This window comes from Streptomyces atriruber (assembly GCF_001418325.1).
GTDB lineage: Bacteria > Actinomycetota > Actinomycetes > Streptomycetales > Streptomycetaceae > Streptomyces > Streptomyces atriruber.
Genome location: NZ_LIPN01000028.1, coordinates 20,340 through 33,166 on the forward strand (window position 1 = coordinate 20,340; position 12,827 = coordinate 33,166).

A 12,827-nucleotide genomic window follows, 5' to 3' on the forward strand; every position below is an offset into this window, starting at 1 on the left:
GTTCCCGAGTCACCACAAGAGAGCACGTCAGCAAGGGCGGATGTACCACGCGTCGGACCAGTTGCCCCAGCCCTTCTTGTTGTTCGGCGGTATCTCCGGCCACACGAGCTTCTTGTCCGCGTTGAGCACCTTGGCGTACGCGCCGTCCTGGTTGTTGATGTAGGCCCCGACCTTCTCCCAGTTGGAGAGCTCGTAGGTGCCGCACTTCCAGAACACGTGGATCTTCCAGCTCTTCTTCGCCTCGTCCCAGGTCTCCGTGCAGAAGCGGCCGCTCGGACAGGAGCTCAGCCCGTCCGTGGTGTGGAAGACCCTCTCGGGCGCGGGAGAGACCGTCGGTGATACCGCCGCCGGCGACACCGGCCCACTGGCCTGGGCCTGGGTCGTCACCAGGGCTCCTGACAGGGCGGCCAGGGCGACGGCTGTCGTGAGTACGGAGTGTTTGATCGGCATGGGCTCGAACTCCCTCGGTTGCGTTCGGCGTGGTGCGGGCCTTTCGCGCACAGCCTGGGCGAGCCGGGGAGGGGAGCGCCCGTGGTTTTGGCTCCAGCCGAAACGTCGAGGGGCCGCAACATCGAGGGGGCGTCCTCAGCAACCGCCGAGGAGCCGGAGCCCCAAGGGGGTCGCGGTGTGCAGGATCCGCTTTCCGTCGCGTCGGGACGCGATGAGTCCTCCCTCCCGCAGTACGGCCAGCTGCTGGCTGGCGCTCGGCAGGGAGACGCCTGTCGCGTGGGCGAGTTCGGAGGTGGTGGGGCAGGTGAGCGCGGCGGTCTCGTACAGGAGCGCGGCGCGGGTGGGACCCAGCAGCCGGGCCAGCGACGAGGGGGAGCCGGCAGGCGCCGAGGGTGTCTTGTCGACCGGGTAGATGAGCACCGGCCGCAGTTGGGTGTCGGCCAGCGTGATGGGGCGCCGCCAGCAGAAGTACGACGGGATCAGGAGCAGGCCCCGGCCCTGTAGATGCAGGTCGTGCCGGACCGGATAGTCGACCGTCAGCACGGGCGGCTCCCACACCGCCATCGGCCGCAGGCTGTCCAACAGGGCCCGTGTCCCGCCGTCCGCGAGGGCGCGGGTGCGCAGGGCCCGGTCCGCCGCCGTCGCCGCGTCGATCCGGTCCCACACCGGCGTGATGAGCTCCCGGTGGTAGGTGCGGAGCTTTCCGCCGAGCTCAGTGAGCGCGGCCCTGTCACCGCGCGCCAACTCCGCACCAGCCCAAGGGCGTCCACCGCCCGCCGACAGCAGGGACAGCTCGTGGCGCAGTCGGCGGCGCGGCGTCGCGAGCACCCGGTCGATGCCCACCCGCAGCTCAGGAGGTCCGCCTTCGACGGGCGGGGTGAGGAAGTCGGGGAAGTAGGACGCCCGCGGCACCAGACTCGTCAGCGCCGACGCCGCCGCTCGGCCGCCCCGCCCCTGCCGCAGCAGTCCTCCGGCCATCCGCCGCCACGGCGCGAAGGCGAGGGCCCCCTCGCGCGTCTGCAGGCGGCACAGGCTGCATACGATCTCCCACAGCGGGTCCGGATTCCGGGCGAGTCGTACGTTCGCCAAGTCGTCGCCGGTGAAATGGATGCGCAGCATGGCTTCCCCCCCCGTTGGCCTTCGACGCTCCACCAAGACTCTGACACGCTCGACATCCCGGACGAGGGCACATCTCGGCCAGGCGTTATCCTGTGGCCGCGACCGACCACAAAGCCCCGTAACCAGCGGCTTTTCAGGAGGAAACGGCCGCGTCATACAGGCAGAAAGCTCAGATTGTGGACTACCAGGCCGTTCTCGAAGAAGTCGCCGCCTACGTCCGGCCGTTGGTGGGCCGGGGCCAAGTGGCCCAGTACATCCCGGCGCTCGCGGACGTGGACGCCGAGCGCTTCGGCATAGCGGTCGCCGACGTCGACGGCCAGGTGCACGGGGTGGGGGACTGGCAGGAGCCGTTCTCCGTCCAGTCCATTTCCAAGGCCTTCAGTCTCGCGCTGGTTCTCGCGGAGGGCGGTGAGCGCATCTGGGACCGGGTCGGCACGGAGCCGTCCGGCAACCCCTTCAACTCGCTCGTCCAACTCGAGTACGAGAACGGCATCCCGCGCAATCCCTTCATCAACGCCGGTGCGCTGGTCGTCACGGACCGGCTGCAGAGCCTCACCGGGGACGCGGGCACGACGATGCTGGAGTTCCTGCGCGCGGAGAGCGGCAATCCCGATGTCGCCTTCGACCCGGTGGTGGCGGCCTCCGAGGCCGAGCACGGCGACCGCAACGCGGCCCTCGCGCACTTCATGGCGAGCTACGGCAACCTCGACAATCCGGTGTCCACGGTGCTGGAGCACTACTTCCGGCAGTGCGCGATCCGGATGAGCTGCCGCGACCTCGCCCTCGCGGGCGCCTTCCTGGCCCGGCACGGGCTGCGCGGCGACGGCACGCGCCTGCTGCCCGCGCGCGAGGCGAAGCAGGTCAACGCGGTCATGCTCACCTGCGGTACGTACGACGCGGCCGGCAGCTTCGCCTACCGCGTCGGCCTGCCCGGCAAGAGCGGCGTCGGCGGCGGCATCGTCGCGGTGATCCCGGGCCGCTGCACCCTGTGCGTCTGGAGCCCTGGCCTGGACACGTACGGCAACTCCGTGGCGGGCGTCTCCGCGCTCGACCACTTCACCACGGTGACGGGCTGGTCGGTGTTCTAGACGCCGAGCGGCGCCGGTGCCGCTCGGGCGTGGCTAGGAGAGCGGGCCGTCGTACGGGAGCAGGTCGGGGCGCTTCGGGGCCCGTCCGTCGCCGGACGAGCGGCCGGTGAGGCGGCGGCCGATCCACGGGCCGAGGTACTGCTTCGCGAACCGGGCGTCGGCGATGCGGCGCGTGGCCCAGCCCGGCGGCACGGCGAGGGGCAGCGGCGCCTGCCAGTCGTCCTCCGGGGCGTACCCGAGCGCCTGCCACACCGCCTCGGCGATCCTGCGGTGACCCTCGGCCGTGGGGTGCAGCCGGTCCACGTCCCACATGCGCTGGTCGCCGAGGACGGCCGAGCCGTAGAGGTCCACGACGATCGCGCCGTGCCGGGACGCCAGGTCGTCGACGTACGAATAGAGCTCCTCCATGCGCGGACGGAACCGCTCCATCACCGGGCCGTTCCGCCCCGGGCTGCGCATCAGGACGAGCTGCTTGCAGGAGGGGGCGAGCCGTTCGACGGCCTCCTCGAGCAGGCCGCGGACCCGGCTCATGTCGCACTTGGGGCGCAGGGTGTCGTTGAGGCCGCCCACCAGGGTGACCACGTCCGCCTGCATCGCGGCCGCGACGTCCACCTGCTCGTCGACGATCTGGCCGATGAGCTTGCCGCGCACGGCGAGGTTCGCGTAGCGGAAACCGGGGCTCTGCGCGGCCATCCGGGCGGCGAGGAGGTCGGCCCATCCGCGGTAGGTTCCGTCGGGGAGCAGATCCGACATGCCCTCGGTGAAGGAGTCGCCCACCGCGACGAGACTGGTGTAGTTGGCATTCATCTGCATGGCGAAAGTGATGGTAACCCGCCGGGGCGCCCGGCGGTGCGGTGCGGCGGATCTGGGCAGCGCGGCTCGACGGCGGTATGTCATAGGCACGCCATCGTCACGAGAGAGCGAGCCGCCATGTGGACCGCAGCCTTCTGGAAGGCCACCACTGAACGCGCGATCCGCACCTTCGCGCAGGCGCTGGCCGCCGTGCTGGTGGCGGGGGCGACCAGCCTGCTGGACGTCGAGTGGGGCGCGGCCTTCGCGACGGCGGGGCTGGCCGCGGTCCTGGCGGTTCTCACGGCGATCGGCACCGCGGAGGTCGGGGCGGCAGGCCCCGGCATCACCGAGCAGCCGACCACGAAGCCGAAGAAGCCGCAGAAGCCGAAAGAGGCGGGCGAGCCCGCGGCCTGAGCGTGGGACCGGGCCGGGGCCACGACACCGCCGCCCCGGCCCGGTCCCACCGCTACCCGCTCACACCGGCTGGCCGAACAGCCTCTGCAGGACGTCCTCCATCGTGACCATCCCGGCGAGACGTCCGTCCGAGCCGAGAACCGCCGCCACATGGGTGCGGCTGCCGCGCATGGCGGTCAGGACGTCGTCCAGCGGTGTCGTCTCGCGCACCTGGGCGATCTTGCGCATGTCCGGCACCCGGAACGGCAGATCGCGCGGCGCCCGGTCCAGGGCGTCCTTCACGTGCAGATAGCCGACGATCCGGCGGCCGTCGTCGACCACGGGGAAGCGGGAGAAGCCGGACTCCGCCGACAGCTGCTCCAGCCGCTCCGGGGTGACGCCCACGCGTGCGTAGACCACGTCCTCCAGCGGCAGGACGACGTCCCTGACCGGGCGGCGGCCCAGTTCGAGGGCGTCGTGCAGCCGCTCCTGCGCACGGTTGTCGATCAGACCCGCGTCCCCGGAGTCCTTGACCATGCGGGCGAGGTCGTCGTCGGAGAAGCTCGCCGACACCTCGTCCTTGGCCTCGACGTGCAGCAGCTTCAGCAGACCGTTGGCGAACGCGTTGATCGTGAAGATCACGGGGCGCAGCGCCCGCGCGAGCGCCACCAGCGGCGGGCCGAGCAGCAGCGCCGAGCGCACGGGCTCCGCCAGCGCGATGTTCTTCGGGATCATCTCGCCGAGCAGCATGTGCAGGTACGTGGCCAGGGTCAGCGCGATGACGAACGAGATGGGGTGGACCAGGCCGTGCGGCACGCCCACCGCGTCGAACGCGGGCTCCAGCAGATGCGCGATCGCCGGCTCCGCGACGATGCCGAGGACGAGGGTGCACAGCGTGATGCCCAGTTGCGCCGCGGCGAGCAGTGCCGACACGTGCTGCAGGCCCCACATCACGCTCTTGGCGCGCTTGTTGCCCTCCTCCGCGTGCGGCTCGATCTGGCTGCGGCGCACGGAGATCAGGGCGAACTCGGCGCCCACGAAGAAGGCGTTGACGACGAGCGTCGCCAGACCGATCAGCAACTGAACGGCGATCATCGGACATCCCCCTTGTCGTGGTCGTCGTCGGCGAGCGGGGCGTGCAGCATGACGCGGGCGGCGCGGCGCCCGGCCGCGTCGACGACGTCGAGCCGCCAGCCGCCCACCTGGACGCCGTCACCGACGGCGGGAATGCGGCCGAGCTCCGTGGCGACGAGACCGGCGAGCGTCTCGTACGGCCCGTCGGGCACCCGCAGGCCGACCCGCGCGAGCTGGTCGGTGCGTGCCGAGCCGTCGGCGGAGTAGAGCGTCCTGCCGTCGTCGTCGGTGCCCGCGTGGGCGATGTCGGGCGTCTCGTGCGGGTCGTGCTCGTCCCGCACCTCGCCGACGACTTCCTCGACGATGTCCTCCAGGGTGGCCACCCCGGCGGTGCCTCCGTACTCGTCGATGACCACGGCCATCGTGCGCTTGCCCGACAGCCGGTCCAGGAGCCGGTCGACGGTGAGCGTCTCCGGCACGAGCAGGGGCTCGCGCATCAGCTCGGCGACGGGCACCCGCTGCCTGCGCTCCGCGGGCACGGCGAGGACGTCCTTGATGTGCGCGACGCCGACGACCGTGTCCAGGTTCCCGCGGTACACGGGAAAGCGGGAGAGGCCGGTGGCGCGCGTGGCGTTCGCGACGTCCTCGCACGTGGCGTGCACGTCGAGGGCCATGACCTGCACGCGGGGCGTCATCACGTTCTCCGCGGTGAGGTCGGCGAGGTTCAGCGTGCGCACGAACAGCTCGGCGGTGTCCGCCTCCAGGGCGCCCTCCTTGGCGGAGTGGCGGGCCAGGGCCACCAGCTCCTTGGGGCCGCGCGCGGAGGCGAGCTCCTCGGCGGGCTCGATGCCGAAGCGGCGTACGGAACGGTTCGCGGTGTTGTTGAGATGCGCGATGAACGGCCGGAACGCGGCGCTGAACAGCCGCTGCGGCGTGGCCACCCGCTTGGCGACGGCGAGCGGCGAGGAGATCGCCCAGTTCTTGGGCACCAGCTCGCCGATGACCATCAGGAAGACCGTCGACAGGGCCGTCCCGAGCACCAGGGCGATGGACGCCGCCGCTGACCGGGGCACGCCGAGGTCCCGCAGCGGGCCCGCGATCAGCGCGGCGATGGACGGCTCGGAGAGCATGCCGACGACCAGATTGGTGACGGTGATGCCGAGCTGGGCGCCCGAGAGCTGGAAGGTGAGGTTCTTGACGGCTTTGAGGGCTCCGGCGGCGCCGCGCTCGCCGCGCTCGACGGCCCGCTCGAGCTCACTGCGCTCGACCGTCGTGAGGGAGAACTCCGCGGCGACGAACACACCGCACGCCAGGCAGAGCAGCACCGCCACGAGGAGCAGGAGCACTTCGGTCATCGGGTCACCTCCGTCCCATGATCGGGCAGGGGCAGGAGGAATGCGCGATGTCGGGTACTGGGAGGCTCGCCCATGGGCGGACGCTCACACCTTTCAGTTGGATTCGAGTGGTGCATCCATGGTAAAGGATCAGCAAAGCCGCTCGAACCTCTGTCGGGATTTAACCGACTACCCCGGATGAAGCGGCTTCACCCAGCGGCTCCACTGCGGTTCCGGAGCGTAGCCCGCCGCGCGCCACGCGTGGTGGGCGAGGTCATTGCGGTCCAGGACCATGGCGTCGCCGCGGCGGCCGCCGAGCCGCACGAACCGCTCCTCCGCGGCGGCGAGCAGCGCCGCGCCCACGCCCCGGCGGCGGTGGTCCGGGTGCACGGCCAGGCGGTAGAGGTGGCAGCGCCAGCCGTCGAAGCCCGCGATGACCGTCCCCGCCAGCTCACCGTCGCGCTCGGCGAGGATCAGGGACTCCGGGTCACGGGCGACGAGCCGCTCCACGCCCGAGCGGTCGTCGCTGATGCTCGTGCCTTCGGCGGCCGCCTTCCAGAAGGCGAGCACCGCGTCCAGGTCCCCGGCCGCAGCGGCCCGTATTCGAAGATCGCTCATGCGGCCATCCCACCACCGGCCGCGCCTCGGCGCGCGAAGATTTCCACGATGTGGACGGCGGGGCGCGGCAACCGCCCGTCAGCTGCCGGCGAGCTCCTCGATGACGGGGCCGAACGCCTCGAAGGAGGGCTCAAGGACCGTGATGTACGAGAAGCCGTACCGCTCCCGCTGCGCGCGCAGCTGGTCGGCCATCTGGCGGACGGTGCCGATGAGCAGGATCGGGAGTGCGAGCGCGGTGTCCTCGGTGAGGTGCGGGACGTGCTGGAGGAGGGGCCGGACCGCGGCGCGCCGGTCGTCCGTCACCTCGACCAGCTGGATCAGCAGATTCAGCTCGGCCGGTTCGGCGCGGTCCGCGGCGAACCGGTGGTAGGCGGCGACCCGCTCGTCCAGCTCCTCGGCCGTGAGGTGGCGCAGCGCACCGCTCGTGTCGCCCGGAACCGCCTTGGCCCCGGTGAAGGCCGCGATGTCGGCGTGCTCGGCGGTCAGCTTCATCATGCGGTCCCCGTTGCCGCCGACCAGGAGCGGCGGGCGGGGCTTCTGCAGCGGCTGCGGCTGGTGTTCCGTCGAGCCGAGGAGCGTGTCCAACTCCTCGATGGTGCGCCGCAGATGGTCCACCCGCTCACCGGGCGAGCCCCAGGGCAGCCCGGCCGCGTCGTGTTCCGGTTTGACGTACCCCGTACCGAGCCCCAGTTCGAGCCGACCACCGGTGAGGGCGTCCGTCGTGGCGACCTCGCGCGCAAGGAGTGCGGGGTTCCAGAAGCCCGTGTTCAGCACGAAGGTGCCGACCCGGGGGCGCTCGGTGGCCTCGGCGGCCGCGACGAGCGCCGGGAACGGCGCGGGTGCGCCCAGATGGTCGGGGACCAGGATCACGTCGTAGCCGAGCTCCTCCGCTCGGCGGCACTTCTTGCCCCACTCCACTCCTGCCGCCGGAGTGACCATGTTGACACCGAAGCGGAACGGCCGTGTCATGAACTCCCCTTGTCTGTCGTGCGGTCGAGGTGATCCGAGGGATCGGTCCATCACTCGTGCGCGATGGCCGCCAGTACATTCATGCGCGACGCGCGCAGTGCGGGCAGCAGCGCCGCCGCGAGGCCGACGACCACCGAGCCGATCACCACCGCGACGATCGTCGTCCAGGGGAACGCCAGCTCCTTCATGCCCTGCAGCGCGAGCACCTGCTGTACGGCGACGCCCCAGACCAGCCCGAGTGAGAGTCCGAGCAGCGCCCCGAACACCGCGATCACCACCGACTCCAGACGGATCATCCGGCGCAGCTGACGGCGTCCGAGCCCGATGGCGCGCAGCAGCCCGATCTCCCGGGTGCGCTCCACGACCGACAGGGCCAGCGTGTTCACGACGCCCAGCACCGCGATGACGATCGCGAGACCGAGGAGGGCGTAGACGAGGTAGAGCATCACGGCGATCTGCTGCCGGATCAGCTCCTTGTAGTCGGCCTGGTCGCGCACCTGCACCTGCGGATACGGGTCGAGGGTCCTGTCCAGGCGCTCGCGCAGGGTGTCCGCGTCCGTGCCGGACGCCGCGTTGACGTACAGCGCGGAGTCCTGGCCGCCCGGCACGTACTTCTCGACCGTGCCGAACCCCATGAAGAGCCCGCCCTCGACGCCGAAGCCCTCGGGCGAGTCCTGGTCGGTGAGCGCGCCGACCGTCAGCTTCGTCCCGCGCCCGCCGGGGAACGTGGCGTCCAGCGCGTCACCGACGCGCACCTTGTGCTTCTTCGCGAAGTCCACGTCCATGCCGATCCGTCCCGCGGCGAGCGCGGCCCGTGAACTGCCCTGCGCGTACGTCACCTTGGCCACGTCGTCGAGGCGCGGGTCGTAGCCCGCGGCGGTCGACTCGACGTTCTTCCCGTCGGGCAGCGCCAGTTCGATGGGGGTGAAGCGCTGGCGTACGACGAGGCCCGCGCCCTCGGTGTCCTCGACCTTCCCGGTGATCTCCGACGAGAACGGCATGAAGTTGCTGTTCTGCACGACGAAGTCGGCGCCCAGCGTCTTGTCGATCTGCCGGTCGAACGACTTCGTCATCGACGCGCTCGCCACCGACAGCCCTCCGACCAGCGCGAGCCCCACCATGAGCGCGGCCGCCGTGGCCCCCGTGCGGCGCGGGTTGCGCAGCGCGTTGCGCTGGCTCATCCGGCCGACGGACCCGAAGACCGCGGGAAAGACGCCGCCGAGGACCCGGATCACCGGGCGCACCAGGAGCGGCCCCGCGATGACCGTGGCGATCAGGGTCAGGACGATGCCCAGGCCGAGCAGGGACGCCGCGGACGAGGTCTTCTCCGCGGTCGCGCAGCCCACCAGCGCGGCGGCACCGGCCGCCCCGACGAGGCCGCCGGCGACCGCCCGTACCTTCAACGGCCGCCCCACACCGGCGATCTCGGCGTCCGCGAGCGCGGCCATCGGCGAGACGTGCGCGGCCCGCCGCGCGGGGAGGTACGCCGCGACGAACGTGACGCCGACCCCGACGACGTACGAGGCGACGGGCGTCGCCCACCCGATGACCATCTCCGTGGACTTCAGGTTCATCCCGAGCAGGCCCATCAGCTCGATCAGACCGAGGGCCAGACCTATACCGGCGGCGAGTCCCAGCGTCGAGCCGACGAGACCCAGCAGGAGCGCCTCGATGAGCACCGACCGGCGCACCTGCCTGCGGTCGGCGCCGAGCGCGCGCAGCAGCCCCAGCTCCCGGGTGCGCTGCGCGATGAGCATCGAGAAGGTGTTGACGATCAGGAAGATGCCCACGAGCACGGCGACACCGGCGAAGCCGAGCATCACGTACTTGATGACGTCCAGGAAGCCGCCGAGCTCGGACGCCGCGGACTCGGCCTGCTCGTCGGCGGTCTCCAGGTCGTAGCCGGAGCCCAGTTCGGCGCCGATGCGCCGCTTGAGGGCCGTGTCGCTCACGCCGTCGTCGGCGGTCACGTCGATGCTCGTCGCCACCCTCCGCGAACCGAGCAGCTCGCGCTGGGCGCTCGCGGTGTCCAGGAAGACGAGCGCGGCACCCGGGTTGGTGGTGGTGAAGGTGGCGATGCCGACGACCCGGACCTCGAACGAGCCGGGGCGGGCGAGGACGGTGAGCGTGTCCCCGATCTTCACGTCCTTCTTGTCGGCCGTGTCGGCGTCGATCAGTGCCTGGCCGCCGCCGCGCGGGGCGTGGCCCGAGGTGAGCTCCACGGGGCTGCGGTCGGTGGGGTACCAGTTCGTGGCGATCGTGGGAGCGCCCGTCGTGGAGCCCACGGATTCGTTGTCCCGGTCGACGATGGTGATGTTCTCGACGGACACGTCGATGTGCGCGGCCGCGACCCCGGGGACCGTGGACACCCGCTCCTTGAGGCGCGCCGGCACCGTCGGCGTCTGCCCGGAGGGCACGGCCTCGTCCAGGTCCTCCTTCGGCGCCACCGTCACATCGGCGGAGGTGGAGGCGAACAGCCGGTCGAAGGTGCGGGTGACCGTGTCCGAGAAGATCAGGCTGCCCGCGACGAACGCGACCGAGAGGATGACGGCAAGCGCGGAGAGCGCGAGCCTGCCCTTGTGCGCGAGGAAGCTCCTGAGCGTCGCCTTCAGCACCGAGGCCCCCCGCTCAGCTCTGCTCGGACGGGCGCTCGGCGGGTGCGGGAGGGGGTGAGCCCGGTTTGTCGTGCGCGCCGGGCGCCCCCGTGTGCAAGGCGTCGAACCGCTTCATCCGCTCCAGGACCGCGTCCGCCGTCGGCCGCGTCATGTCGTCCACGATCCGCCCGTCACCGAGGAAGAGGACCAGGTCGGAGTGGCCGGCCGCGCTCGGGTCATGGGTCACCATCACCACGGTCTGGCCGAGCTGGTCCACCGCGTCGCGCAGGAAGCCCAGGACTTCGAGCCCGGCCCGCGAATCGAGGTTGCCCGTCGGCTCGTCGGCGAAGATCAGCTCGGGCTTCGCGGCGAGCGCCCGCGCGCAGGCCACCCGCTGCTGCTGGCCGCCGGACAACTGCGCCGGACGGTGCTTCAGCCGGTCCCGCAGACCCAGCGTGTCGATGACGTGCTCCAGCCAGTCGCGGTCGGGCCGCTGCCCCGCGATGTCCATCGGGAGCGTCATGTTCTCCAGGGCATTCAGCGTGGGGATGAGGTTGAAGGACTGGAACATGAAGCCGATGCGGTCGCGCCGCAGCCGCGTCAGCTCACGCTCCTTCAGGCCCGTGATCTCGGTGTCGCCGAGCCACACCTGGCCCGCCGATACGCTGTCGAGCCCGGCCAGGCAGTGCATCAGGGTGGACTTCCCTGAACCGGAAGGGCCCATGACGGCCGTGAAGCGCCCGCGGGCGATGTCCACGTCGACCGAGTCGAGGGCGAGGACGGTCGTCTCGCCGGAGCCGTACGCCTTGGTGAGGCCGCGGGCACGCGCGGCGATCCCGGCGGGCTCCGAACTGTCCGTGAACGGTGCCGAAGCAGGTGTGGACAAGGCGGCCTCCTGGGTTGTGGCCGTTCCAACTCCCGTATTGCCGCGAAGAGTAGTAGGGCTCCCCGGGTGTCCGGTATCCCTCCGAGGTCGGGCCCCAGGACGTATGTAAGGGACATGGTCCTGGCGGTCTTGTCGTGCTAGCACTCCGGCGCTAGCTTGACGGTATGGCGAAGACTCAGCTGAACGTGCGAGTGGACGAGGACACCGCCCGGGCCGCGCGCGAGCGCGCCCTGGCCCGCGGCATGAGTGTCAACCGCTACATAGAAGAACTGGTCAAGCAGGACGCCGGCGAAATCGGACACACCTTCGTGGAGTCCGCCGCCGACTTCATGAAGCAGTACGAATCCGTCTTCGCCGAAGAGTTCGGCGTCGGGCGCGAGGGCAGCCGCCCGGTGCGTGAAGGTCGTCGCTGAGCCGTTGGACCTCAGAATCGACCTTGCCTGGCTCCTGATGATCGCCGAACACAAGACGCCCGGAGACCCCCAGGTCACCGACTGGGGCGCACTCGTCGCCGCCGTCAGCAGACACGAGGCGGAGATATTCGGCGTTCCCGTCTACGAGACCCCGCACGACCGTGCGGCGGCGCTGCTCCAGGTCCTGCTCCACATCCCGGCGCTCGAACGCTCCAACGCCCTCTTCGCCTCCTCCGTCGCCTACGCCTACCTCGTCTCCAGCGGCCTGAAGGTCGTCACATCGCCCGAGCAGGTGCGTGACCTCGCCCGGCTGGTGAAGGAGGGCGACGCGAGCGTGCACGCCATCGCCGAACAGCTCCGCAAGTGGAGTCTGTGAGCCCACCACGGGCCGGACGCCGACGCGGGCGCGTCAGGGAGCGTCGGAGCGGTGGGCCGTACCGAGCACGCAGTACGACGTCGGCAGGCGCGGCCCCTTCGCGGGCACCAGAAGCCGTCGGTACGCACCGAGCTCGAACCCCGCCTCGCGCAGCGCCTCCGGCGTGTCCCGCGAGACGTGACAGCCCCCGAACAGGGGAGGCCACACCGTGCGGTCCAGGACGCGCTGGGCGCCCGCCATCAGCCTCCCCGGCGCCCTGCCGTGCTCGAAGAACCGCAGCTCGCCGCCGGGCCGGAGCACTCGGCGCAGCTCGCCCAGCGCCCGCGGCACGTCCCGCACACTGCACAGCACCAAAGAGACGACCGCCGCGTCGAACGCCTCGCTCTTGACGGGCAGCGCCTCGGCGGCGCCCGGCACGACGTCCACCGGCACGTCCGCCCGCAGGGCCGCGGACACCGCAAGCCGCCGCAGCAGCCGCTCCGGCTCGATCGCCACCACTTCGGAGACCGCGCCCGGGTAGTGCGCGAAGTTCAGCCCGTTGCCCGCGCCGACCTCGATGACCCGACCCGAGAGACCGGCGAGCAGCTCCCGGCGGTGGGTACCGATCACGGGCTCGGCGGCCACGCTCTGGCGGGCGTAGAAACGGGCGAAGACGGGGTGGTGCACGACATCCCGGGACGTGGGCTTGGCGGAGCGCGGCGACATGGGCCCTCCTCGGTGG

13 protein-coding genes and 1 pseudogene are annotated in these 12,827 nt (G+C 71.3%); 4 read left to right on the top strand and 10 right to left on the bottom strand.

The annotated features are described in order from the left end of the window. Positions 1 to 27 precede the first annotated feature (27 nt). Positions 28 to 450: a hypothetical protein gene (locus AOK03_RS02755; RefSeq protein ID WP_055563500.1), complete on the bottom strand. Its 423-nt coding sequence runs from the start codon at positions 448 to 450 to the stop codon at positions 28 to 30. A gap of 135 nt (positions 451 to 585) precedes the next feature. Beyond that, complete coding sequence (locus AOK03_RS02760) at positions 586 to 1,569, bottom strand: ArsR/SmtB family transcription factor (protein WP_055563501.1); 984 nt, start codon at positions 1,567 to 1,569, stop codon at positions 586 to 588. A gap of 176 nt (positions 1,570 to 1,745) precedes the next feature. On the opposite strand from AOK03_RS02760, the gene AOK03_RS02765 reads away from it, so the two are divergent. Continuing rightward, complete coding sequence (locus AOK03_RS02765) at positions 1,746 to 2,657, top strand: glutaminase (RefSeq protein ID WP_055563502.1); 912 nt, start codon at positions 1,746 to 1,748, stop codon at positions 2,655 to 2,657. A 33-nt stretch (positions 2,658 to 2,690) separates the two neighbouring features. Here AOK03_RS02765 and AOK03_RS02770 read toward each other — a convergent pair whose 3' ends face one another. Further along, on the bottom strand, positions 2,691 to 3,470 hold the full coding sequence (locus tag AOK03_RS02770; RefSeq protein WP_055563503.1) for an SGNH/GDSL hydrolase family protein: 780 nt from the start codon (positions 3,468 to 3,470) through the stop codon (positions 2,691 to 2,693). A 117-nt stretch (positions 3,471 to 3,587) separates the two neighbouring features. On the opposite strand from AOK03_RS02770, the gene AOK03_RS02775 reads away from it, so the two are divergent. Further along, positions 3,588 to 3,863 (top strand): holin, encoded by a 276-nt coding sequence (locus AOK03_RS02775; protein ID WP_055563504.1) that lies wholly within the window; start codon positions 3,588 to 3,590, stop codon positions 3,861 to 3,863. Positions 3,864 to 3,923: 60 nt separating this feature from the next. Here AOK03_RS02775 and AOK03_RS02780 read toward each other — a convergent pair whose 3' ends face one another. From AOK03_RS02780 to AOK03_RS02805, 6 genes and pseudogenes are all read right to left on the bottom strand, one after another. After that, positions 3,924 to 4,937, bottom strand: a complete 1,014-nt coding sequence (locus AOK03_RS02780; RefSeq protein WP_055563505.1) for a hemolysin family protein — start codon at positions 4,935 to 4,937, stop codon at positions 3,924 to 3,926. Further along, positions 4,934 to 6,271 (bottom strand): hemolysin family protein, encoded by a 1,338-nt coding sequence (locus AOK03_RS02785; protein WP_055563506.1) that lies wholly within the window; start codon positions 6,269 to 6,271, stop codon positions 4,934 to 4,936. Before AOK03_RS02785 ends, AOK03_RS02780 begins: the two co-directional genes overlap by 4 nt. 168 nt (positions 6,272 to 6,439) lie before the next feature. Further along, positions 6,440 to 6,883 (bottom strand): annotated as a pseudogene (locus tag AOK03_RS02790) (GNAT family N-acetyltransferase); the annotation flags it as partial. A 63-nt stretch (positions 6,884 to 6,946) separates the two neighbouring features. Then, positions 6,947 to 7,837: an LLM class F420-dependent oxidoreductase gene (locus AOK03_RS02795; protein WP_055563508.1), complete on the bottom strand. Its 891-nt coding sequence runs from the start codon at positions 7,835 to 7,837 to the stop codon at positions 6,947 to 6,949. Positions 7,838 to 7,887: 50 nt separating this feature from the next. Beyond that, positions 7,888 to 10,452, bottom strand: a complete 2,565-nt coding sequence (locus AOK03_RS02800) for an ABC transporter permease (protein WP_055563509.1) — start codon at positions 10,450 to 10,452, stop codon at positions 7,888 to 7,890. A gap of 13 nt (positions 10,453 to 10,465) precedes the next feature. Then, a complete protein-coding gene (locus AOK03_RS02805; protein WP_055563510.1) occupies positions 10,466 to 11,317 on the bottom strand; it encodes an ABC transporter ATP-binding protein in 852 nt (283 codons plus the stop codon). A gap of 164 nt (positions 11,318 to 11,481) precedes the next feature. On the opposite strand from AOK03_RS02805, the gene AOK03_RS02810 reads away from it, so the two are divergent. Continuing rightward, on the top strand, positions 11,482 to 11,730 hold the full coding sequence (locus AOK03_RS02810; RefSeq protein ID WP_055563511.1) for a hypothetical protein: 249 nt from the start codon (positions 11,482 to 11,484) through the stop codon (positions 11,728 to 11,730). Between the two features lie 4 nt (positions 11,731 to 11,734). Next, the gene (locus AOK03_RS02815) at positions 11,735 to 12,106 is read left to right on the top strand and encodes a fic family toxin-antitoxin system, toxin component (RefSeq protein ID WP_208609488.1); all 372 of its coding nucleotides are present in this window, start codon (positions 11,735 to 11,737) and stop codon (positions 12,104 to 12,106) included. Positions 12,107 to 12,139: 33 nt separating this feature from the next. Here AOK03_RS02815 and AOK03_RS02820 read toward each other — a convergent pair whose 3' ends face one another. Beyond that, positions 12,140 to 12,811 (bottom strand): class I SAM-dependent methyltransferase, encoded by a 672-nt coding sequence (locus AOK03_RS02820; protein ID WP_055563512.1) that lies wholly within the window; start codon positions 12,809 to 12,811, stop codon positions 12,140 to 12,142. Between the last annotated feature and the right edge of the window lie 16 nt (positions 12,812 to 12,827).

What these genes read in the sequence shown, in the direction of transcription:
- AOK03_RS02760 (WP_055563501.1), bottom strand. Translation starts at nt 1,569, where the DNA reads ATGCTGCGCATCCATTTCACCGGCGACGACTTGGCGAACGTACGACTC.
- AOK03_RS02780 (WP_055563505.1), bottom strand. Translation starts at nt 4,937, where the DNA reads ATGATCGCCGTTCAGTTGCTGATCGGTCTGGCGACGCTCGTCGTCAAC.
- AOK03_RS02810 (WP_055563511.1), top strand. Translation starts at nt 11,482, where the DNA reads ATGGCGAAGACTCAGCTGAACGTGCGAGTGGACGAGGACACCGCCCGG.
- AOK03_RS02775 (WP_055563504.1), top strand. Translation starts at nt 3,588, where the DNA reads ATGTGGACCGCAGCCTTCTGGAAGGCCACCACTGAACGCGCGATCCGC.
- AOK03_RS02820 (WP_055563512.1), bottom strand. Translation starts at nt 12,811, where the DNA reads ATGTCGCCGCGCTCCGCCAAGCCCACGTCCCGGGATGTCGTGCACCAC.
- AOK03_RS02785 (WP_055563506.1), bottom strand. Translation starts at nt 6,271, where the DNA reads ATGACCGAAGTGCTCCTGCTCCTCGTGGCGGTGCTGCTCTGCCTGGCG.
- AOK03_RS02770 (WP_055563503.1), bottom strand. Translation starts at nt 3,470, where the DNA reads ATGCAGATGAATGCCAACTACACCAGTCTCGTCGCGGTGGGCGACTCC.
- AOK03_RS02795 (WP_055563508.1), bottom strand. Translation starts at nt 7,837, where the DNA reads ATGACACGGCCGTTCCGCTTCGGTGTCAACATGGTCACTCCGGCGGCA.
- AOK03_RS02755 (WP_055563500.1), bottom strand. Translation starts at nt 450, where the DNA reads ATGCCGATCAAACACTCCGTACTCACGACAGCCGTCGCCCTGGCCGCC.